This window comes from Photobacterium sp. 270122K, assembly GCF_059941365.1.
Map to the genome: position 1 here is coordinate 118,967 of NZ_JBPOEN010000013.1, position 21,119 is coordinate 140,085.

Annotated in this window: 14 protein-coding genes and 20 tRNA genes; 29 read left to right on the forward strand and 5 right to left on the reverse strand. The window is 52.3% G+C overall.

All coding sequences use genetic code 11. From position 1 onward, the window contains the following. Positions 1–190: 190 nt before the first annotated feature. The 4 genes from ACSF8W_RS20395 to rsgA all read right to left on the reverse strand — a co-directional run bounded on the left by ACSF8W_RS20395 (position 191) and on the right by rsgA (position 6,006). Positions 191–2,074: a methyl-accepting chemotaxis protein gene (locus ACSF8W_RS20395; RefSeq protein ID WP_500848966.1), complete on the reverse strand. Its 1,884-nt coding sequence runs from the start codon at positions 2,072–2,074 to the stop codon at positions 191–193. Between the two features lie 290 nt (positions 2,075–2,364). Then, complete coding sequence (locus tag ACSF8W_RS20400; RefSeq protein WP_500848967.1) at positions 2,365–3,780, reverse strand: SLC13 family permease; 1,416 nt, start codon at positions 3,778–3,780, stop codon at positions 2,365–2,367. Positions 3,781–3,914: 134 nt separating this feature from the next. Next, positions 3,915–4,811 (reverse strand): archaetidylserine decarboxylase, encoded by an 897-nt coding sequence (gene asd, locus ACSF8W_RS20405; protein WP_500848968.1) that lies wholly within the window; start codon positions 4,809–4,811, stop codon positions 3,915–3,917. 142 nt (positions 4,812–4,953) lie between these two features. Further along, complete coding sequence (gene rsgA / locus ACSF8W_RS20410) at positions 4,954–6,006, reverse strand: small ribosomal subunit biogenesis GTPase RsgA (RefSeq protein WP_500848969.1); 1,053 nt, start codon at positions 6,004–6,006, stop codon at positions 4,954–4,956. Positions 6,007–6,145: 139 nt separating this feature from the next. Between rsgA and orn the strand changes: the two genes are divergently transcribed. From orn to ACSF8W_RS20515, 21 genes are all read left to right on the forward strand, one after another. Beyond that, positions 6,146–6,691: an oligoribonuclease gene (gene orn / locus ACSF8W_RS20415; protein ID WP_500848970.1), complete on the forward strand. Its 546-nt coding sequence runs from the start codon at positions 6,146–6,148 to the stop codon at positions 6,689–6,691. Between the two features lie 130 nt (positions 6,692–6,821). Continuing rightward, positions 6,822–6,898 (forward strand) — tRNA-Met (locus tag ACSF8W_RS20420). 18 nt (positions 6,899–6,916) lie between these two features. Next, a tRNA-Gly gene (locus ACSF8W_RS20425) sits at positions 6,917–6,992 on the forward strand. A gap of 52 nt (positions 6,993–7,044) precedes the next feature. After that, positions 7,045–7,120 (forward strand) — tRNA-Gly (locus ACSF8W_RS20430). Between the two features lie 52 nt (positions 7,121–7,172). After that, positions 7,173–7,248, forward strand: a tRNA-Gly gene (locus ACSF8W_RS20435). Positions 7,249–7,300: 52 nt separating this feature from the next. Next, positions 7,301–7,376: transfer RNA gene (locus ACSF8W_RS20440), tRNA-Gly, on the forward strand. A gap of 52 nt (positions 7,377–7,428) precedes the next feature. Continuing rightward, positions 7,429–7,504: transfer RNA gene (locus ACSF8W_RS20445), tRNA-Gly, on the forward strand. 52 nt (positions 7,505–7,556) lie between these two features. Continuing rightward, a tRNA-Gly gene (locus ACSF8W_RS20450) sits at positions 7,557–7,632 on the forward strand. Between the two features lie 51 nt (positions 7,633–7,683). Next, a tRNA-Gly gene (locus ACSF8W_RS20455) sits at positions 7,684–7,759 on the forward strand. Between the two features lie 69 nt (positions 7,760–7,828). Beyond that, positions 7,829–7,905: transfer RNA gene (locus ACSF8W_RS20460), tRNA-Met, on the forward strand. Positions 7,906–7,924: 19 nt separating this feature from the next. After that, positions 7,925–8,000 (forward strand) — tRNA-Gly (locus tag ACSF8W_RS20465). Between the two features lie 69 nt (positions 8,001–8,069). Beyond that, positions 8,070–8,146, forward strand: a tRNA-Met gene (locus ACSF8W_RS20470). A 19-nt stretch (positions 8,147–8,165) separates the two neighbouring features. After that, positions 8,166–8,241, forward strand: a tRNA-Gly gene (locus ACSF8W_RS20475). A gap of 69 nt (positions 8,242–8,310) precedes the next feature. Further along, positions 8,311–8,387, forward strand: a tRNA-Met gene (locus ACSF8W_RS20480). A 19-nt stretch (positions 8,388–8,406) separates the two neighbouring features. Next, positions 8,407–8,482 (forward strand) — tRNA-Gly (locus tag ACSF8W_RS20485). Between the two features lie 69 nt (positions 8,483–8,551). Further along, a tRNA-Met gene (locus ACSF8W_RS20490) sits at positions 8,552–8,628 on the forward strand. A gap of 18 nt (positions 8,629–8,646) precedes the next feature. After that, positions 8,647–8,722 (forward strand) — tRNA-Gly (locus tag ACSF8W_RS20495). 69 nt (positions 8,723–8,791) lie between these two features. After that, positions 8,792–8,868: transfer RNA gene (locus ACSF8W_RS20500), tRNA-Met, on the forward strand. Positions 8,869–8,887: 19 nt separating this feature from the next. Then, positions 8,888–8,963: transfer RNA gene (locus ACSF8W_RS20505), tRNA-Gly, on the forward strand. Between the two features lie 69 nt (positions 8,964–9,032). After that, positions 9,033–9,109 (forward strand) — tRNA-Met (locus ACSF8W_RS20510). An 18-nt stretch (positions 9,110–9,127) separates the two neighbouring features. After that, positions 9,128–9,203 (forward strand) — tRNA-Gly (locus tag ACSF8W_RS20515). 798 nt (positions 9,204–10,001) lie between these two features. Here ACSF8W_RS20515 and queG read toward each other — a convergent pair. Further along, positions 10,002–11,135: a tRNA epoxyqueuosine(34) reductase QueG gene (gene queG / locus ACSF8W_RS20520; protein WP_500848971.1), complete on the reverse strand. Its 1,134-nt coding sequence runs from the start codon at positions 11,133–11,135 to the stop codon at positions 10,002–10,004. A gap of 223 nt (positions 11,136–11,358) precedes the next feature. Here queG and ACSF8W_RS20525 point away from each other — a divergent pair, with 223 nt between their 5' ends. The 8 genes from ACSF8W_RS20525 (at position 11,359) to hflK (ending at position 21,118) form a co-directional block, all read left to right on the forward strand. Continuing rightward, positions 11,359–12,897, forward strand: coding sequence for an NAD(P)H-hydrate dehydratase (locus ACSF8W_RS20525; RefSeq protein WP_500848972.1), 1,539 nt, complete (start codon positions 11,359–11,361; stop codon positions 12,895–12,897). A gap of 8 nt (positions 12,898–12,905) precedes the next feature. Continuing rightward, complete coding sequence (gene tsaE / locus ACSF8W_RS20530) at positions 12,906–13,370, forward strand: tRNA (adenosine(37)-N6)-threonylcarbamoyltransferase complex ATPase subunit type 1 TsaE (protein ID WP_500848973.1); 465 nt, start codon at positions 12,906–12,908, stop codon at positions 13,368–13,370. 4 nt (positions 13,371–13,374) lie between these two features. After that, complete coding sequence (locus tag ACSF8W_RS20535; RefSeq protein WP_500848974.1) at positions 13,375–15,117, forward strand: N-acetylmuramoyl-L-alanine amidase; 1,743 nt, start codon at positions 13,375–13,377, stop codon at positions 15,115–15,117. 3 nt (positions 15,118–15,120) lie between these two features. After that, on the forward strand, positions 15,121–17,307 hold the full coding sequence (gene mutL, locus ACSF8W_RS20540) for a DNA mismatch repair endonuclease MutL (RefSeq protein ID WP_500848975.1): 2,187 nt from the start codon (positions 15,121–15,123) through the stop codon (positions 17,305–17,307). Beyond that, on the forward strand, positions 17,300–18,235 hold the full coding sequence (miaA, locus tag ACSF8W_RS20545; RefSeq protein WP_500848976.1) for a tRNA (adenosine(37)-N6)-dimethylallyltransferase MiaA: 936 nt from the start codon (positions 17,300–17,302) through the stop codon (positions 18,233–18,235). The genes mutL and miaA overlap by 8 nt, the downstream gene beginning before the upstream one ends. An 86-nt stretch (positions 18,236–18,321) precedes the next feature. Beyond that, positions 18,322–18,591 carry an RNA chaperone Hfq gene (gene hfq, locus ACSF8W_RS20550; RefSeq protein WP_047875420.1) on the forward strand — a complete coding sequence of 90 codons (270 nt, stop codon included), beginning with the start codon at positions 18,322–18,324 and terminating at the stop codon, positions 18,589–18,591. Between the two features lie 26 nt (positions 18,592–18,617). After that, positions 18,618–19,907: a ribosome rescue GTPase HflX gene (hflX, locus tag ACSF8W_RS20555; RefSeq protein ID WP_500848977.1), complete on the forward strand. Its 1,290-nt coding sequence runs from the start codon at positions 18,618–18,620 to the stop codon at positions 19,905–19,907. Between the two features lie 56 nt (positions 19,908–19,963). Next, complete coding sequence (gene hflK, locus ACSF8W_RS20560; protein WP_500848978.1) at positions 19,964–21,118, forward strand: FtsH protease activity modulator HflK; 1,155 nt, start codon at positions 19,964–19,966, stop codon at positions 21,116–21,118. Position 21,119: the final 1 nt, after the last annotated feature.

The window sequence follows — 21,119 nt, forward strand, 5'->3', positions numbered from 1 at the left end:
TTTATGGTATCGCGTTTACCAAGTAAGATCTGACAAAAGGCGGTCAGAATTCTGTCTCACTCGCAGGATGCGGGCGGGGAGTCCGTATGGTGCAGGGGATTTTGCGAGGCAGGTAATAACGGTGAGCGGGATGAGTGGCAGGCAGATAAAAAAACAGCCACCGAAGTGGCTGTGAACAGTCTGTATGGCGTTAGATGGTAAAGCGGGAGACATCTTCACGCATACTGTTGGCGGCGTGGTACATATCACGGGCGCTTTGGGTCGCTTCGTCTGTTTGCTGCGCCAGATGATCCGACACGTCTTTGATTGCCTGCGTATTGCGGCTGATGTCTTCACTCACTGCACGCTGCTCTTCGGCGGCGCTGGCGATTTGGGTCGCCATGTCTGAGATCTCCGTGATCGCCGTGGTGATGTGGATCAGGCGCTCACTGGCTGCTTCGGCAAAGCCCACGCTTTGATCAGCCAAACCGGTGCTGGCCTGCATGCTGTCTACGGCCTGACGGGTATTTTGCTGCAGGGTATCGATCATGCCACGGATCTCTTCGGTGGAGTCATGCGTGCGTTGGCTCAGTACGCGCACTTCATCGGCGACGACGGCAAAGCCACGGCCTTGCTCACCAGCGCGGGCCGCTTCAATCGCGGCATTCAGCGCCAGCAGGTTGGTTTGCTCGGCGATGCCCTGAATGGTCGACAAAATGTGGTTGATGTTCTGGGCGTTGCTTTCCAACTCGTGGATCACGGAAGCGGCATCTTGTACTTGGTGCGCCAGTTGCGTGATGGCTTCACGGTTTTGGCCAATCACTTCCTGTCCTTCAGCACATGCCGTGGTCGAGGCATAGGCCGCAGACGCGGTCATTTCAGCGTGGCTGGCCACTTCGGCAGAGGTTGCCGACATTTCATGGATCGCGGCAGCGATTTGATTGATGTCGTTTTGCTGCTCACTCACTTTTTGTGTCGACAGCTCGGTCTGCTGGGCGGACATTTCGGCTTGCTCACCCAAGGTATGGGATTGCGCCACAATGCCTTTGATCATGCTTTGTAGCTGGGCCAAGAAGCGGTTCATGTGATCCGCTAATTCACCGATCTCATCCATGCGCTCCACGTCGATACGCTGGGTCAAATCGCCACTGCCTTGTGCCAGTTGGGCTACCGATTCGCTCAAACGGGTCAGAGGGCGCAGTAAGCTATTGATGATGAAGCTCGCCATCACAGAGATCACAAGATATAGCGCGATCGAGGCCAACAGGACAAAACGAATTTGTTCGCCAATGGAGGCATAGGCCAACCCCTTATCTTCCACCAAACCCAGCGTCCAATCGGTACCGGCGATCGGGGTGGCGTAGATCAGTTTTTCCTGTCCGTCGCTGTCGAGGACAAAGGTGTTGATAGCTTGATTGTTTTCCATCTGCTTTAGCAGGCTGGCCGTCAACTCACTGTCGAGGGCCGTCAGTGGCTTCTGGGTCAGTGACTCATCACGGTAAGCCACGATGTTATTATTTCCGTCCACCAGAAAGGCAAACCCGGCATTGTCTAACTTCAGGTTCAATACCTGCTCAATGATGTCAGTGATGGTTAAATCCGCCGCCAGTACCCCTTGATACTGCCCTTGGAAGGCTTTCGCCACACTCACTACCATGCTGCCATCAAAATCTTGATACGGTTCGGTCAAGATCAGCGCACCCTGACGCATTGCATCTTGATACCACGGGCGGGTACGTGGGTCGTAATCGGCAGGCCAATCTTCATTTTTATCACCGAAGGCAATCGTACCGTTGTTGTAGCCCGCGTACACAGACAGGAACTGACCGGCGTTTTTGGTCAGCAGCAGTTCGCGATCTACATTGTCTTGTTGGGCGATCACAGTTTGGTTTGCCAGCAACATATCACTGCGAATGCTGAGCCAGTCACTGATATTACGGCTGGTGGCTTGGCCCATGTTGTGCATTTGGCTGCTGACTTCATGGGTGGTTTCCTCCGTCAATCGCGTGATGGAGACCCAGGCTTGCACGGCACTGACGGTTGCAATGATCACGCCAATGGCGATCTGAATTTTAAGTTTTATGGTTAACGTCATGTTGTCTCTCTTGGATCACGGCACTTTAGGGGAAGGCGTCATCCGGCAGGATGGAATGGCTGGTGCGATAAATATGCTGAACCAGTATATTTTTCTATCGGCCGTTGCAAAAAATTCCTTAGTAATAGTTAACGTGATGCATGGCATTTTTATCTGATGAGAAACGCCCCGCGCAGAACCAGCAGAGCAACAAAAAGACAGGCCGTGAGCGAAAAAAAAACGGGCTGCGTACTGTCAGCCCGTTCTTTGCCCACAAAAGGGGGAAACGTGATGGTCGGGTGCCGTGATGCTTATGTCAGTAACATGGCAGCCAGGTAAACCACGCTGAGGCCGACCACCCCGATGATCACCCCGGTTTTGGCCATGTCTTTACTTTCAATCAAGCCGGTGGAGTAGGCCAGTGAGTTTGGCGGGGTGGATACTGGCAAAATCATACCCAGTGAGGCCGAGAAGGCGACCACAACCAATACCCCTTGCAGGCCACCCATGGAGGCCAAGCTTTCCATGGAGGCGGCCACGGCGGCGGCAATCGGCATTAACAAGTTTGCGGTGGCGGTGTTGGACATGAAGTTTGCCATGACCCAACAAATCATCGACAGGGTGAGCACCACGGCGACCGGTGACAGGCTGTCGTAGTCGACGGAGTGTGCCAAGGCTGCGGCTAAGCCGGTTTTATCGAGGGCCAACCCGATGGCGATCCCCCCGGCAACCAACCAAAGCACATCCCAGTTGATCAACTTGAGCTCTTCTTTGCCCATGATCCCCGTTAAGGTAAACACCGCCAGTGGAATAATGGAGACCACATAGGTGTTCATGCCGTGCAGTGAGGTGGTCATCCACATCAAAATGGTGGTGGCAAAGGTGACGTAAACCACAATGGCTTGCCAGCTTTTTTGAAATTGTCCTTCCAGTTTTAACTGCATGTGACTTTGGCTGGAGGGGAACAGTTTCTGCAATAGCCACCATGCGAACGCGAGTTGGAAGATGACAAAGGGTAAGCCCATCATCATCCAGCCAAGGAAGCTAATGGTGTTGTCGCCCGTCAAGTATTGCAGTGCAATGGCGTTCGGCGGTGTCCCGATAGGCGTTGCTATCCCCCCGGTGTTGGCCGCGATAGGCACACACAGCACCAAGGCTTTGATCCCAATATCGCCTTTGGGCACCGAGGCCACAATTGGCGCTAACAGTGCCAGCATCATCACGGTGGTGGCGGTATTGGACATAAACATCGAGAACACAGCGGTGATCAGCATCAGGCCGAGCATGATGAATTTGGGTTGGGTACCGAAGGGTTTGAGTAAGACGCGGGCGAGGTTGTTATCCAGTTCGTATTTCGAGGCGGCGATGGCGAGGGCAAACCCGCCCATGAACAGGATAATAATGGGCGAGGAGAAGGCGCCAAAGATATCCGTGTACTTGAGCACTTCGCCCATCTCATGCCCTGGCGGCGGGGTACGAAACAGGTGGAGGCCTTTGTCGGAGATCATGATCAGCTCCAGGGCGATGATCAAGATCGAGGTGGCAAAGACGGGGACCGGTTCGAGGACCCAGAGCAGGGCGGCAAGGGCAAAGATAGCCAGCAGTCGGTGTTGGGTTAAGGTTAAATCGTCAATGGGAATCGCATCAATCGGCAGGGCTAAGATGCCGAGCGGGATCCCAAACGCGATCAGCAGTTTGAGGAGCTGAGAGAGTGATATTTTTTTCATAGTATGTAGGGTTACTTCAATGATTGGACTGAAGTCAGCATACTCTGAGGGTGGTCAATATTTCTTCGATATGGTCAATATTTCCAACGAAAAAAGGGCGCCGAAGCGCCCTTTTTGTTTAAAGTGTTAACTACTTACGCTTCTGATGGCGCCGGTGTTGACGGGGCGCTGCCCGCTTTGTGTGCGTAGGCGGAACCCATTAACGTCGGTTGGCCCGGTACCAAACCATCGACAAAGTGGATCGCGTCTTTAGCAAACAGGTTGATCACGGTAGAGCCCAGTTTAAAGCGGCCCATTTCCTCACCCTTTTTCAGCACAATGGCTTGTTCGCCGTCGGCAGGGTAGTCCCAGTTATGTACACGAGGACTGCGAGGCGGGGTGATGGTGCCAGCCCATACCGTTTCAATGCTGCCAACAATGGTCGCACCCACCAGTACCTGTGCCATAGGGCCGTAAGCGGTGTCAAAAATACACACGACACGCTCGTTACGGGCAAACAGGTTAGGGACATTTTGTGCGGTGAGCGGATTGACCGAGAATAACTCGCCCGGTACGTAGATCATCTGACGTAGTGTGCCGTCACAGGGCATGTGTACGCGGTGGTAGTCTTTCGGCGACAGGTACAGCGTCGCGAAATGCCCATCGTTAAATTCCGCGGCCAGATCGGCATCGCCACCCAGTAGCTCAACCGCTTCGTAGGTGTGGCCTTTGGCTTGAATCAATTCACCGTGGGTGATAGGGCCGAGCTGGCTCACACAGGCATCAGCGGGGTGACACAGGGTGTCAGCATCTTCATTGATCGGACGCGCGCCGTCTTTAAGCTCACGAACAAAAAAGTCGTTGAAGGTGGCGTACGCCGCTGGATCCGGGTTACGTGCTTCATTCATATCGATGCCGTACTGGCGGATGAACCAACGGATCACGGCTGTCGTTAGCTTACCGGCTTTCCATGAAGCCAATTTACCGGCCACTTGGGTCAGTGTTTGTTTTGGCGCGCAGTATTGCATGCCGATTTTGAAATTATTGTGCACAGTATCGTTTCCAGAAACTATCAGTCTATCAACAAGATTCATTCATTGCGTTAACGCCTCATCATACCGAAGTTGATGGGGAAAGTCAGCGCATCATCACACGCTCGCCCCTGCCACCGCGAAGGCGGCAGGACGGCAGTGATTAATCCGGTTTATTGCGTGAAAACTGACGGTTAGCAATATTTTCCGACATGCTTTCAATGATGCGATGGTAACTCGCGTAACGCTCTTTGGCGATGCGGCCTTCTTCAACCGCTTCACGGATGATACAGCCGGGATCGTTACCGTGCTTACAGTCTCGGAATTTACATCCGCCAAGATAATCACGGAATTCCACAAATGCATTAGTGACTTGTTCTGTCTCTAGGTGCCATAAACCAAATTCGCGCACCCCCGGTGAGTCGATCAAATCGCCCCCTTCCGGGAAGTGGTATAGACGTGCGGCTGTCGTGGTGTGCTGACCCAGCCCCGAGTTTTCAGAAACGTCGCCAATTTCAGCGTCCACTTCTGGCATCAAGGTATTGACCATGCTGGATTTGCCCACGCCAGATTGGCCGGCAAAAATGCTGATGTGATCTTTTAGATCGTTTTTCAGCACATCCATGCCTTCACCGGTATCTGAGCTGACGTAGCGCACCTGATAACCGATGTCGTTATACAAGGTTAGCGTTTTCTCTACCTGCGCTCGGGTCTCGGCATCAAGCAGGTCGATCTTGTTCAGCACGATCAACGGTTTGATACCGACGGTTTCCGCGGCAATCAAGTAGCGGTCAATGATGTTCAGGGAAAGCTCTGGCAATACCGCAGAGACAATGATGATCTGGTTTACGTTGGCTGCCACCGCTTTCACGCCATCATAGTAATCTGGGCGTGTCAGCATGGACTCACGTTCGTGGACGGCTTCCACCACGCCGGAGATCCCTTGCAGGGTTTCTACTCCTGGGCGCCAGACAACACGGTCGCCAGACACCAAGCTTTTGATGCTACGACGTAGGTTACAGCGATGGATGACCCCTGTTTCAGGGTCTTCCACATCAGCGTGTTGACCGAAGCGGGTGATCACAAGGCCTTCGCGGGCAGATTCCAGCAGGGCTTCATCCCACTGCACTTCATTTTTATCACGCTGAAGACGTTTATCTTGGTTAGAGCGTACGCGACGGCTCTGACCTTGGGTAAGCTTTTTCTTTTTGGCCACAAGGATATCGTTTCGTTAAGTTGGCTTACGGTAAAATACCTGCGCTAACCGGTCTTTGACATGACAGGTGATCAGCATCAGACATTAGCGGCGTTTGGTATTATCATACATGGTTTACTCATAGAATAGGCAATATCCGATGACGATCAGCGATAAGAACCTTATCTGGATTGATTTAGAAATGACCGGGTTGGATCCAGAAACCCACCAAATTATTGAAATAGCCACGATCGTAACGGATCCGGAGCTGAACATTTTAGCGGAAGGCCCGGTATTGGCCGTTCATCAGCCTGAGGCGGAATTGGCGAAAATGGATGATTGGTGCACCAACACCCATACCAATAGCGGTTTGGTGGAGCGTGTTCGCCACAGTCAGGTCGATGAAGCCGAGGCGGTCCGTCAGACCATTGCGTTCTTGGCGCAGTGGGTACCGAAAGGGGCATCGCCAATTTGTGGTAACAGCATTGGTCAGGATCGCCGCTTCTTGTATAAGCATATGCCAGAGTTGGAACAATACTTCCATTACCGCTATTTAGATGTCAGTACGCTAAAAGAATTGACGCGCCGTTGGAAACCAGAGGTGCTTGAGGGGCTACACAAGAAAGGCAGTCATCTCGCGCTGGATGATATTCGTGATTCAATCAGTGAATTACGCTACTATCGTGAGCAAATCTTTAAGATTTGACGATTAAATAGACGGTTGCGATGCGCTGTGCAGATTTTTCTTTAGAGAGTGTTGCATCCGTCGATTTTCCTCGTATAATGCGCAGCCTCGAAAGGCAATTATTACATTGTTTTGCTTTTCGAAATTCGGACGCGGGGTGGAGCAGTTTGGTAGCTCGTCGGGCTCATAACCCGAAGGTCGTTGGTTCAAATCCGGCCCCCGCAACCAACTCTCGTTAAGAGATATGCGACACTAGCTCAGTTGGTAGAGCGCAACCTTGCCAAGGTTGAGGTCACGAGTTCGAACCTCGTGTGTCGCTCCACTTCTTCTCGAAGTCGGACCGAAGTTGTTATCGAACTTATCGATGAAAAAATGCGACACTAGCTCAGTTGGTAGAGCGCAACCTTGCCAAGGTTGAGGTCACGAGTTCGAACCTCGTGTGTCGCTCCACTTCTTTTCGAAGTGGGCCAGAAGTTGTTATCGAACTTATCGATGAAAAAATGCGACACTAGCTCAGTTGGTAGAGCGCAACCTTGCCAAGGTTGAGGTCACGAGTTCGAACCTCGTGTGTCGCTCCACTTCTTCTCGAAGTGGACCAGAAGTTGTTATCGAACTTATCGATGAAAAAATGCGACACTAGCTCAGTTGGTAGAGCGCAACCTTGCCAAGGTTGAGGTCACGAGTTCGAACCTCGTGTGTCGCTCCACTTCTTTTCGAAGTGGGCCAGAAGTTGTTATCGAACTTATCGATGAAAAAATGCGACACTAGCTCAGTTGGTAGAGCGCAACCTTGCCAAGGTTGAGGTCACGAGTTCGAACCTCGTGTGTCGCTCCACTTCTTCTCGAAGTGGACCAGAAGTTGTTATCGAACTTATCGATGAAAAAATGCGACACTAGCTCAGTTGGTAGAGCGCAACCTTGCCAAGGTTGAGGTCACGAGTTCGAACCTCGTGTGTCGCTCCACTTCTTCTCGAAGTGGGCCAGAAGTTGTTATCGAACTTATCGATGAAAAATGCGACACTAGCTCAGTTGGTAGAGCGCAACCTTGCCAAGGTTGAGGTCACGAGTTCGAACCTCGTGTGTCGCTCCAAATTCTGCCTATCGCGTTAAGCGATAAGCAAATCGTTCTCACGGTGCTTTAACGGTGACACAATACGGACGCGGGGTGGAGCAGTTTGGTAGCTCGTCGGGCTCATAACCCGAAGGTCGTTGGTTCAAATCCGGCCCCCGCAACCAATTCTCGTTAAGAGAATATGCGACACTAGCTCAGTTGGTAGAGCGCAACCTTGCCAAGGTTGAGGTCACGAGTTCGAACCTCGTGTGTCGCTCCAAATTCTGCCTATTGCGTTAAGCGATAAGCAAATAGTTCTCACGGTGCTTTAACGGTGACACAATACGGACGCGGGGTGGAGCAGTTTGGTAGCTCGTCGGGCTCATAACCCGAAGGTCGTTGGTTCAAATCCGGCCCCCGCAACCAATTCTCGTTAAGAGAATATGCGACACTAGCTCAGTTGGTAGAGCGCAACCTTGCCAAGGTTGAGGTCACGAGTTCGAACCTCGTGTGTCGCTCCAAATTCTGCCTATTGCGTTAAGCGATAAGCAAATAGTTCTCACGGTGCTTTAACGGTGACACAATACGGACGCGGGGTGGAGCAGTTTGGTAGCTCGTCGGGCTCATAACCCGAAGGTCGTTGGTTCAAATCCGGCCCCCGCAACCAATTCTCGTTAAGAGAATATGCGACACTAGCTCAGTTGGTAGAGCGCAACCTTGCCAAGGTTGAGGTCACGAGTTCGAACCTCGTGTGTCGCTCCAAATTCTGCCTATTGCGTTAAGCGATAAGCAAATAGTTCTCACGGTGCTTTAACGGTGACACAATACGGACGCGGGGTGGAGCAGTTTGGTAGCTCGTCGGGCTCATAACCCGAAGGTCGTTGGTTCAAATCCGGCCCCCGCAACCAATTCTCGTTAAGAGAAATGCGACACTAGCTCAGTTGGTAGAGCGCAACCTTGCCAAGGTTGAGGTCACGAGTTCGAACCTCGTGTGTCGCTCCAAATTCTGCCTATTGCGTTAAGCGATAAGCAAATAGTTCTCACGGTGCTTTAACGGTGACACAATACGGACGCGGGGTGGAGCAGTTTGGTAGCTCGTCGGGCTCATAACCCGAAGGTCGTTGGTTCAAATCCGGCCCCCGCAACCAATTCTCGTTAAGAGAATATGCGACACTAGCTCAGTTGGTAGAGCGCAACCTTGCCAAGGTTGAGGTCACGAGTTCGAACCTCGTGTGTCGCTCCAAATTCTGCCTATTGCGTTAAGCGATAAGCAAATAGTTCTCACGGTGCTTTAACGGTGACACAATACGGACGCGGGGTGGAGCAGTTTGGTAGCTCGTCGGGCTCATAACCCGAAGGTCGTTGGTTCAAATCCGGCCCCCGCAACCAATTCTCGTTAAGAGAAATGCGACACTAGCTCAGTTGGTAGAGCGCAACCTTGCCAAGGTTGAGGTCACGAGTTCGAACCTCGTGTGTCGCTCCAATTTCTGCTACCGCTGCAGTCTGCAGACGGTCGGCAAAGCTACTACTGTGAAGTATTAGTTCAATTGCAATATTTCTAGGTTATTCGACAAACGGTAACTTTGTGTATTGCCCCGATATTCCATGATTGAAATTGTGGAAATCTTAGAAGCATCAGCTTCCTTAACATCATCTATGATTTATACCAACGGCCTTCATTGGCTGTTTGTCGTTATCTCTATAAATCATGATGCTCTGTAATCCACAGTCACTTGTGGTGTCTTTATGACGGTATACGCTCTTTTGTTTTGTTGATACAGGTAATGGAAACATTGCCAACAGGGAGCGGTAAATCGTATCTGCGTAACTTATTCCTATCTCTCTGAGCTGAAAGCCCTTATTCCACTTGGGTTGACGCTGCTTTGGGTGAAAAAACAATAAGATCGTACACAGAGTTATCCACAAAATTAAGTTGTGGGTAAGTCCGTTAATTACGTGTGCCGAGACCGTGTGAACAAGTCTGTACTTATCTTTTTATCCTCATGAAAATTAAAAGCTGTTGATATTTTATCAACACTTTAAGTCTATGTTTTTGTTGTTTTTAATGGTATCTGTTCAATAGATATCTACAACAAAATCCACATCATCCTGCTTTGAATAACTTTTTTTCCTACCACTATTTTGACCTGTGTTTAATATTTTCATCTGCGTATAAAACGGCAAATGTGAAAATGTTTTCCACATTTGCGTCTAAGCCTGATTTAGCTCTCATTCTTTAGTAATAACGTTACAGCATAGTCAACGGGATAACGCTGCCTGATCAGGCATCACGCGGGAGACCTTTCTCGACAATGCGGATCAGTCGCTGTGTATTGGAAGGTAAGACCGTGATGGCATTGGCGTCGCGGTGAGCGACTTGTTGCGCCAGTGCCCAGTGTAGATGGATATCGAGTAATTCATGCTCACCCAAGCGTTGCTCAAGGGCGCTGACAATGTGTTCGTCGTACGGCGCATTACCCATCGCAATACTGAGGTTGCGCAGCCATTGTACGTGGCCAATACGGCGAATGGCGGAGCCTTCCGTGTGTTTCAAAAACTGCGCTTCATCCCATTGAAACAAGGTGATCAGCGATTGCTGAGCCAATGTGTCACGGCAATGGTAATCGGACTCTTGCGTCAGTTCGGCAAAGCGGTTGTATGGGCAGACAAGCTGACAATCATCACAACCATAAATTCGGTTGCCGATAGGCTTGCGAAATGCTTCGGGGATCACCCCATCAAACTCAATGGTTAAGTAGGAAATGCAGCGGCGTGCATCGATCACGCCCTCTTCGACAATCGCGCCGGTCGGGCAACTTGTCATGCAGGCCACACATTTTCCGCACTGATTGTCGATGGGTTCATCCACGGGCAAAGGCAGGTCAATCAGTAGCTCCCCCAGGAAAAACCATGACCCGGCTTGCGGGCTGAGGATCAGTGAGTGCTTACCTGTCCAGCCTAAACCGGCCTTTTCTGCCAAGGGGCGCTCTAAGATTGGAGCGGAATCGACAAAAGGACGGTAGCCGAAGGGCCCCACTGCTTGTTCAATACGTTGCCCAAGCTGCTTTAAGCGGTTGCGGATCAGCTTGTGGTAGTCACGCCCCAATGAATAGCGGCTGATATAGGCCGTATCGGGTTGGCGCAGGCTCTGGGCAAATCCCGCCTCTGGCGGCAGGTAATCCATGCGAACACTGATCACGCGCACGGTGCCGGGGTGTAATTCCGCAGGGCGCGCACGCATCATGCCGTGGCGTGCCATCCAATCCATCTCGCCGTGGTACCCGGCATCGAGCCACCGTTGCAGTTGCGCTTCATGCTGATGGAGATCGATATCGCTGATCCCAACCTGTTGGAAGCCCAGTTCTTGGCCCCATAGCTTGATTTGTTGGCTTAGCGCGCGGTAGTCGAGGGTCATACGGAAAAGCACCTGATGAATTGGGGGCGGAAGTGTACCACACTCAAGTGAGATGTTGAGGCCGAATTACGCGGATCCTGCTGGGGTGATCGTGGTGGGATCGCGCGGGATGATTGCCTTGTGCCAAGGGCGAGGGTATAGGTATGGGGATGAAAATGTCACGGGTCACGATCGCCGGTGTGACGGCAATCCGTGAGTGCTGATGAAAAGACAAGGAGGGGCCATGCACGACGATAAGAATATCGCCAAGGAAGACAAACCGGTACGCCTGTATTCTGCCGCACAAGTGCGGACGGGGGAGCGTCAGATCGCCCAGCGGCTTGGGCTGGAGATGTACACACTCATGGAGCGGGCGGGCGCGGCAGTGTTTGATTGTTTAGCGCGCCATTACCCGTCAGCGCAGCATGTATTTGTCTGTTGTGGCGGTGGCAATAATGGCGGGGATGGGTATGTCGTTGCCCGTCTTGCTCAACAAGCGGGTTATACCGTTTCAGTGTGGCATTGTGGCGATCCTGAGCGGTTGGTGGGCGATGCCGCGCGTGCTTATCAGGCGTGGTTAGCTGTGGGCGGCGTGGTGTCGTCACCGAGTGAAGCGTTTCCCGTCGCTGTGGATGTGGTGGTGGATGCGTTGCTCGGCACCGGTTTAGTCGGTGCGGTACGGCCGGAAGCCGCGGCGCTCATTGCGCAGATCAATGACGCGGCACGCCCCGTGATTGCGGTGGATGTGCCTTCTGGCTTGTGTGCCGACACTGGGCGTGGACTTGCATCGGTTGCGCTGGATGAACCTGAGAGAACAGATCTGGCGATAATAGCGGCGCAGACCGTGACGTTTATTGGCCGAAAACAAGGCTTGTTGACCGGACAAGCCGCGGATTATGTTGGCCAGTTAGTTTTTGCGGGGCTGGCGGTGGCGGAGGCGTTTGAACAGCATTGTGCGAGTTCAGCGCAAGTGATCACGCCGGCGGACATTGATCGTGATTTGCCGGTTCGCCGCCGCACCGCCCATAAAGGGGATCATGGCAGGATCCTGCTGGCTGGCGGGGATCATGGCTATGCCGGTGCGATCCGTTTGGCGGCGCAGGCCGCGGCCCGAACTGGCGCCGGATTAACGGCGGTGTTCACACACTCTGACAATGCACTGGCAATGATCGCTGCGATCCCTGAAATAATGGCATTAGGTTGGCAAGGTGACCGTGCACAGTGCGCGCAGCGTATGGCGTGGGCGGATGTCTTGGTACTGGGGCCGGGGTTAGGTCAGACCGCATGGAGTCAGACGCTGTATCACGCGTTAGCGGTGACAGAAAAACCCATGGTGCTTGATGCCGATGGATTGAACTTATTGGCCGGTACGCCAGACTATAAGAATAACCGTATAATAACCCCCCATCCTGGTGAAGCGGCCCGGTTGCTGCAGTGCAGCGTGGCAGACGTTGAACGTGATCGCTTTGTGGCGGCACGAACATTGCAAAAGCAATACGGCGGGGTGGTTGTGCTAAAAGGCGCGGGCACGCTGGTTGATGACGGCCAGCAATGCTGGGTGTGTACCGCGGGCAATCCCGGCATGGCAACAGGCGGGATGGGGGATGTGCTCTCTGGTATCATAGGCGCCTTGCTGGGGCAGGGATTAGGCTTATCAGAGGCCGCAAAATGCGGGGTGTGGATCCACAGTACTGCAGCAGACCACTGCGCCAGAGACGGCGAGCGTGGTATGCTTGCCAGTGATCTATTCCCTTCCATTCGACAATTAGTTAATCGACGATAATAACGAGAATGCAAACATTTGAAATGCAGCTTGCCGATGAGCAGGCGACGGTCGCGCTGGGCGCCACATTGGCCCATGCTTGTACACAGCAGACCACGATTTATCTTCATGGTGACTTGGGCGCGGGTAAAACCACATTCAGTCGTGGCTTTATTCGTTCGCTGGGTCATAACGGGAATGTGAAAAGCCCGACGTACACCTTGGTTGAGCCGTATGCGCTCACCACGTGGCACGTGTATCATTTTGATCTTTACCGCTTGGCCGATCCCGAAGAGCTGGAGTTCATGGGGATCCGAGACTACTTTTCTGATGATGCGATTTGTTTGGTGGAGTGGCCTGAAAAAGGGGCCGGCTTATTGCCTCAGCCCGATCTTGAGCTGGATCTGCGCTACGATGGCGAGCAGCGAAAGGCGACCATTACCGCGAACAATGCGTATGGCTGTGAATTGATTAAACGTTTGGAGTTGTGTTGATAGGATGTCTTTACGGACTTTTTTTCATGCAGTAATCATCAGTGCGGGACTTTTTAGTTCATTGGCCATGGCCAATGAACTACGTGGTATCCGTGCGTGGCCAGCGCCAGATGAAACCCGCGTGGTGCTCGATATGCAAGAGAAGGCGGAGTTCAGCTATTTTACGCTGACCAAGCCTGATCGGCTGGTCCTTGATTTGAAAGATACGTCGTTGAAAACCAAACTGCCGGTCGCAGTGAAGGACAGCGCAGTATTGAAGACAATCCGTAGCAGTGGGGCGCCGGAAAAAGGCACCTACCGTTTGGTATTTGAAATTAAGACCGGGACGACACCGAAACTTTTTACCCTTTCACCGACGCCGGATGGCCATTACAGCCACCGCTTGGTGCTGGATTTGCCGCATAAAAAAGCGGCGCCCGTGAAAAAAGCGACAACGCCCACGGTAAGTCAATCGGTCGCGAACGCGAAAGCGATCCTGCCGTATGGCAATGAAGACATCATTGTTGCCATTGATCCCGGGCATGGCGGGGAAGATCCCGGCTCGATAGGGCCAAGCCGTAAGTACGAGAAAAACGTGACCCTGACCATCTCCAAGAAAGTGATGGCCCGGATCAATGCGACACCAGGAATGAAAGCGGTGCTGACGCGTCAAGGGGATTACTTTGTGAACCTCAATAAGCGTTCGGACATTGCCCGTAAGAACAAGGCGCATTTGTTGGTTTCGATCCATGCGGATGGTTTCACCTCGCCGAAACCCCGCGGGGCATCGGTCTGGGTATTGAATACCCGCCGTGCCAATACCGAGATTGGTCGCTGGCTGGAGCAACATGAGAAGCAATCGGAATTGTTAGGCGGTGGCGATGTGCTGTCCGGCGACAATGAAGATCAGTATCTGAGCATGGCCGTGTTGGACTTGCAGTTTAGCCATTCACAAAAAGAAGGCTATGACGTTGCGTCTCGCGTGTTGAAAGAGCTGAAAGGTGTGACCACGCTGCACAAGAGCAAACCGGCGCACGCCAGTCTGGCGGTGTTGAAGTCACCGGATATTCCATCTCTCCTGGTGGAAACCGGCTTTATCACCAACCCGACGGAAGAGCGTTTGCTGAATGCGACCAGCCATCAGAATAAACTGGCGGATGCGGTGTACCGTGGCATTCTTGCGTATTTTAATGCGAAACCGCCTGAAGGCACCTTGTTTGCTTCGCGCCATCAAAGCAAGAAGCACACGGTCGCTCGTGGGCAGTCATTAAGCGTGATTGCCAACAAATACGGCACCACGGTGGCGGCGATCAAAACCACAAATAATCTGACATCCAATACGGTGCGTGTGGGACAAGTATTGATGATCCCGGGTAAAGCACCGGCGGTCAGCCATACTTCAAGTACGGCGCAAAAGAGCAGTACGTCTTCATCGCGTTCAACGGCGCACAAAGCGCCCGTGAAGAAGACGGTGACGCACACCGTCAAGCGTGGGGAATTTTTGGGTAAGATCGCCAATCAATACGGCGTATCACTGTCCAGTATTCGCAATGCAAACCGTTTACGATCGGACGAACTGGCCGTTGGGCAGAAATTGAAGATTGATGTGAGCCAGCGCCGCACGGTGAAACATACGGTGAAGCGGGGGGAATTCCTTGGCAAAATTGCTGCCCATTATGGTGTGACGATCGACAGTTTACGTCGTGCCAATAAGCTGCGTTCCGATGAATTGGCCGTTGGCCAGAAACTGACCATACCAAGTAGTTAATATATGCCTATTCAGATCTTACCGGCTCGGCTGGCAAACCAAATTGCGGCCGGCGAAGTGGTGGAGCGTCCCGCTTCGGTAGTGAAAGAGCTGGTCGAAAACAGTTTGGATGCCGGTGCCACCCGTATCGATATTGATATCGATAAAGGCGGCAGCCGAACCATCCGTATTCGGGATAACGGTAAAGGGATCCCGAAAGACGAGCTCGGCTTGGCGTTGAGTCGCCATGCGACGTCCAAGATCGCCACGCTGGATGATCTGGAAGCCATTGTGAGCCTCGGCTTTCGTGGCGAGGCCTTGGCCAGTATTAGCTCGGTCTCCCGCCTGACCTTAACCTCTCGCACGGCAGACCAAGAACAAGCATGGGCGGCGTATGCCGAAGGGCGCGACATGGAGGTGCAGCTCAAGCCAGCAGCACACCCGGTCGGCAGTACGTTGGAAGTGTTGGATCTGTTTTTCAACACGCCCGCTCGACGCAAATTCTTGCGTACCGAGAAAACCGAATTTTCTCATATTGATGAGTTACTCAAACGGATCGCCTTGAGCCGTATGGATGTGACCATCAATTTGCGTCATAACGGTAAAATGGTGCGCCAGTACCGTGCGGCCAGTACCCAGATTCAAAAAGAGCGTCGGTTAGCCGCGGTATGCGGTAACCCGTTTTTGGATCATGCGCTGGCGGTGGAATTGGCCCATGGCGATTTGAAGCTGACCGGTTGGCTTTGTACTCCTCAGGGCGCACGCGCACAGAACGATATTCAATATTGTTACGTGAACGGGCGCATGATGAAAGACAAGCTGATTAACCATGCGATCCGTCAAGCGTATGAAACCAGTCTGGCGCCCGAACAATATGCCGCGTATGTGTTGTTCATTGAGGTTGATCCGCACCAAGTGGATGTCAATGTGCACCCTGCCAAACATGAAGTGCGTTTCCATCAGGCGCGGCTGGTGCATGATTTTATCTGTCAGGGCCTGCAAAGCGCCTTGATTGAAGGCTCACATGACGAGCTCGCCCACCATATCCCAGCGCCTCGTGCGAGTGCGCAGGCGCATCCGTCACCGGTGCATCAAGGTGTTTCTGCGTCGGAAGGGGGCGCTCACGAACACGCGGATTCGGCGATGTATGCGCAATCCCGCACGCCGGCGCAAACCGTCGCCGAGCCGCATGCAGCCTTACAGGCCATTGCGCGTACACCGGCCTACCCGAATCAGGCACCGAGTCAGACATGGTTGGGTGAGGCCACCGCACGTTCCTCTGGTGCGGGTGGCGGTTCGTCTCAGACTCCGTCACGAGAACGTTCATGGCGTGATGCATCGCCGTCACCTACGTCATCTACGTCACCTATGTCATCCTCTTTCTCTTCGTCGTCTTCGACGTCAACCACGCTGCCGATACCGACAAACACACCGCGCCCTTCTGGGCAGAATGTGAGCAAGGGGACGAGCCAGAGTGCGGCACGTGGACCTGAAGACGGGCCAACACCGGAAGAGATCGCAGCGTATCAGCGATTACTGCAAACGACGCCGCCGTCGCCAGTGCCGTCAGGATCATTCTCTCCCGCATCGGTGCCCGCTTCTGTACCGCGCCGACAAGAGGTACTGGGTGGCAGTAACGGTATTGGACTGGGCAAGGCGTTGTCGTTGGTGGAGCAACAGTATTTGCTGCTCAGTCGCGATGAAGGGCTTGCATTGTTAGCCCTGCCACTGGCACAGCGCTTAGTGGTCAAGGCACAATTGCGTCAGGCGCAATACGAAGGGTTGAAGCCACAGCCGTTGTTGATCCCGCATGCCGTGCCTGTTGAGTCGAATATGATAGACTGTGCAGAACAACATGCGTTATTGCTCAAACAGTTGGGCATTCAACTCAAAGCGAAAAACAAACACAGTTTGGTGATCCTGTCTGTCAGCCAACCGTTGCGACAACAAAACCTGCAAAAATTGATCCCCGCCCTGTTGGCGTATTTGGCCTCTGTGGCCGACGATGAAGCCGAGCAAGGCTGGGAAAAGTTATTGGACTGGTTGATTGACCAACTCGTCATGGCGCCAGCGGCCTTTAGCTTGTCGCAGGCCATTGGGCTGGTCACAGAGCTGGAACAGCACTGGGGCACCGAACTTGAACTTTATTATCCTAATTTGTTGCGCCCGGTTGATCTGCGCGCAGCGATAGAAGCGTTTAACTATGACTAAGTCACTACCGCCGGCCATTTTTTTGATGGGGCCGACCGCATCGGGCAAAACTGATCTTGCCATTCGTTTACGCCAACAACTGCCTGTGGAGTTGATAAGTGTCGACTCCGCCCTTATCTATAAAGGAATGGACATTGGTACGGCGAAGCCAGATGCTCGTGAGTTGGCACTTGCGCCGCATCGCTTGATCGATATTCGTGATCCAGCGCAAAGTTATTCAGCTGCGGACTTTCGTGCTGATGCACTGAAAGAAATGGCTGATATAGTGGCAGCAGGGCGAATTCCTTTACTGGTTGGTGGTACCATGTTGTACTACAAAGCATTATTGGAAGGTTTGTCACCATTGCCTGCCGCCGATCCGGCGATTCGCGCTCAGATTGAGCAAGAAGCGGCAGAAAAGGGTTGGTTGGCTATGCATGAAGAGTTGGTCAGGATTGATCCGGTTGCCGGCGCTCGAATCCACCCAAATGACCCTCAGCGATTATCTCGTGCATTGGAAGTTTTTCGTATTTCGGGTAACACTTTAACGGAATTAACGAAAATCCAAGGTGAGGCCTTGCCATACAAGGTCCACCAATTTGCAATAACACCCAAGGACAGGGTTGTACTGCATCAGCGGATCGAGCAACGTTTTGAAAAAATGATCGAAGCAGGTTTTGAACAGGAAGTTCGTGCTTTGTATGAGCGCGGGGATCTTTACCCCGATCTCCCTTCGATACGTTGTGTTGGTTATCGCCAGATGTGGGAGTATTTGGACGGGGCGTGTTCGTTGGATGAAGCGGTTTTCCGTGGTGTCTGCGCCACCCGTCAATTGGCGAAGCGTCAAATTACCTGGCTGAGAAGCTGGAAAGATCTGACGTGGTTAGATAGCAGTGATGGGGACTTAGCGTTACAAACGGTCATCAATTCGGTTAGATGTGACCTTTGAATCGTGTGTATACTCACTACTGTTTTGCATATTTTTAATGTTGTTCGTTGCTAACTACAACTACAAACAAATAAGGAAAAGAAATAATGGCTAAGGGGCAATCTCTGCAAGACCCATTTTTGAACGCTTTGCGTCGCGAAAGAATCCCAGTATCTATCTACCTTGTAAACGGCATCAAGCTACAAGGTCAGATCGAATCATTTGATCAGTTTGTGATCCTCCTGAAAAATACCGTTAACCAGATGGTGTACAAGCACGCGATCTCTACAGTGGTACCCGCTCGCCCGGTCAACCATCACCATGCCGGTGATCGTCCAGCGACGGGTGAACGTTCTCAGGAAAAAACCGAAGAATAATAATTCTTCGTTAAGGAGTTGATTGCTTGTTTGACCGTTATGAATCCGGTGAGCAGGCAATTCTTGTTCATATCAACTTCACGCAAGAAGGGGAGTGGGAAGATCTCAGCGAGTTTGAAATGCTGGTCTCCTCGGCGGGAGTGAATGCGCTACAGGTTGTGACCGGTAGTCGTAAAACTCCCCACCCTAAGTATTACGTGGGCGAAGGTAAGGCACAGGAAATTGCCGAAACAGTGCGGGCGTTAGACGCCGATATTGTCATATTTAACCATTCTCTTTCTCCAGCGCAAGAGCGAAATCTGGAGCAAATTTGCAAATGCCGTGTGCTTGATCGCACCGGCCTGATCTTGGACATCTTTGCCCAGCGAGCACGTACCCACGAGGGTAAGCTGCAGGTTGAGTTGGCCCAGTTGCGTCATATTTCCACTCGATTGATCCGCGGTTGGACGCACCTTGAGCGTCAAAAAGGCGGGATCGGTTTGCGTGGCCCAGGTGAAACCCAGTTAGAAACGGACCGCCGTTTGTTACGTGATCGGATCAAGACGATTTTGCGTCGCCTTGAGAAAGTAGCGAAACAGCGCGATCAGGGCCGCCGTGCCCGTAACCGTGCTGAAATCCCAACGATTTCGCTGGTGGGTTACACCAATGCCGGTAAATCAACCCTGTTTAACCGTGTGACCGATGCCGGGGTGTATGCCGCCGATCAGCTGTTTGCGACCTTGGATCCAACCTTACGTAAAATTGATGTCGCGGATGTCGGTACGGCTATTTTGGCGGACACCGTGGGCTTTATTCGTCACTTGCCCCATGATTTGGTGGCGGCGTTTAAGGCGACGTTAAAAGAAACCCAAGAAGCCACCTTGCTGTTGCACGTGGTGGATGCCAGCGACGATCGTTTTCGTGAAAACATCGACGCGGTAGAGGGCGTACTGGAAGAGATCGAAGCCAACGACGTACCGACATTATTGGTCATGAATAAGATCGATAATCTAGACGGTGCGACACCGCGTATTGAAAGAGATGATGAGGGTGTGCCTCGTCGGGTATGGGTTTCTGCGATGGAAGGGCAGGGCATTGACCTGCTGTTTGACGCATTAACTGAGTGCCTATCGGGCACCATGGTAAAACACACATTGTGCTTGCCGCCACAGTATATTGGCCGCTATCGCAGTAAATTTTACCAGTTGGGCTGTATTGTTCAGGAAGAATATGACCCGGACGGTAATCTCAAAATCGATATTCGTTTGCCATTGGCAGAGTGGTCTCGGTTACAAAAAAGAGAAAGCACTTCGTTAGATGACTTTATCGTTGCTTAATGGGCTGCTAAAGTAAAAGAAAAACTGTCGTCATATCATGTTGATGGAGTTCTATAATGGCGTGGAATGAGCCTGGAAACAACGGTGGCCGTGATAAAGACCCTTGGGGTAATGATAATCGCGGTGGTCGTGAACAAGGTCCACCTGACCTCGATGAAGTGTTCTCAAAACTGAGTCGTAAATTCGGTGGCGTATTTGGTAACAAAAAAGGGCCTTCAACCGGCGGCAGTGCTGCAGGTTTAGGGGTAGTTGCAGTCTTAGCTGCTGCGGTATGGGGTGTCTCCGGTTTCTACACCATCGGGGAAGCTGAGCGTGGTGTCGTGCTGCGTTTCGGTCAATACCACGATACCGTGATGCCGGGTTTGAACTGGAAAGCAACGTTTATTGATCAAGTCACGCCTGTGAATGTGCAAGCGATTCGCTCGCTAAGCAGTTCGGGTTTGATGCTGACCAAAGACGAAAACGTGGTTCAAGTTGAAATGGACGTCCAGTACCGTGTGGCGGAACCAGAAAAATACTTGTACAGCGTGACCAATGCAGATAACAGTCTGCGTCAGGCGACCGATTCCGCGTTGCGTGCCGTGATTGGTGACTCCACCATGGATCAGGCGCTGACCACGGGTCGTCAGGAAATCCGTACCTATACGCAGGAAGCGATTGACGCAATCATCGCCAACTACGACATGGGTCTGTTGGTTGTCGATGTGAACTTCCAGTCGGCACGTCCGCCTGAGCAAGTGAAAGATGCCTTTGATGACGTTATTGCTTCTCGCGAAGATGAAGTGCGTTATTTACGTGAAGCGGAAGCTTACCGAAATGATGTCTTGCCGAAAGCAACGGGTCGTGCAGAACGTGTGATCAACGATGCGAAAGGTTACGCCAAGCGTGTGGTTAACGATGCACAAGGTCAGGTGGCACAGTTTGAAAAGCTGTTACCGGAATACTTGGCAGCAGAAGAAGTCACGCGCGATCGTCTGTACCTTGAGACGATGGAACGCGTTTACAGCAACACCAGCAAAGTGATGGTGGACTCATCATCAAGCGGTAACCTGCTGTACCTGCCATTGGATAAGCTGATCAATCCTGAGCAGAAAGGCAGTCAGCCACAGAGCAAGACCGGTAACTACGGTATTGAATTGGAAAAAGTGAAACCCGCTCCAGTGAGTACGACGTCACCGCGTCCTGACACTGGCCGTCAAGGGAGATATTAAT

Bases quoted from the DNA above. Each gene is read 5' to 3' on its own strand.
- ACSF8W_RS20395 (WP_500848966.1), bottom strand. From the start codon at position 2,074: ATGACGTTAACCATAAAACTTAAAATTCAGATCGCCATTGGCGTGATC.
- ACSF8W_RS20400 (WP_500848967.1), bottom strand. From the start codon at position 3,780: ATGAAAAAAATATCACTCTCTCAGCTCCTCAAACTGCTGATCGCGTTT.
- orn (WP_500848970.1), top strand. From the start codon at position 6,146: ATGACGATCAGCGATAAGAACCTTATCTGGATTGATTTAGAAATGACC.
- queG (WP_500848971.1), bottom strand. From the start codon at position 11,135: ATGACCCTCGACTACCGCGCGCTAAGCCAACAAATCAAGCTATGGGGC.
- ACSF8W_RS20525 (WP_500848972.1), top strand. From the start codon at position 11,359: ATGCACGACGATAAGAATATCGCCAAGGAAGACAAACCGGTACGCCTG.
- tsaE (WP_500848973.1), top strand. From the start codon at position 12,906: ATGCAAACATTTGAAATGCAGCTTGCCGATGAGCAGGCGACGGTCGCG.
- ACSF8W_RS20535 (WP_500848974.1), top strand. From the start codon at position 13,375: ATGTCTTTACGGACTTTTTTTCATGCAGTAATCATCAGTGCGGGACTT.
- mutL (WP_500848975.1), top strand. From the start codon at position 15,121: ATGCCTATTCAGATCTTACCGGCTCGGCTGGCAAACCAAATTGCGGCC.
- miaA (WP_500848976.1), top strand. From the start codon at position 17,300: ATGACTAAGTCACTACCGCCGGCCATTTTTTTGATGGGGCCGACCGCA.
- hfq (WP_047875420.1), top strand. From the start codon at position 18,322: ATGGCTAAGGGGCAATCTCTGCAAGACCCATTTTTGAACGCTTTGCGT.
- hflK (WP_500848978.1), top strand. From the start codon at position 19,964: ATGGCGTGGAATGAGCCTGGAAACAACGGTGGCCGTGATAAAGACCCT.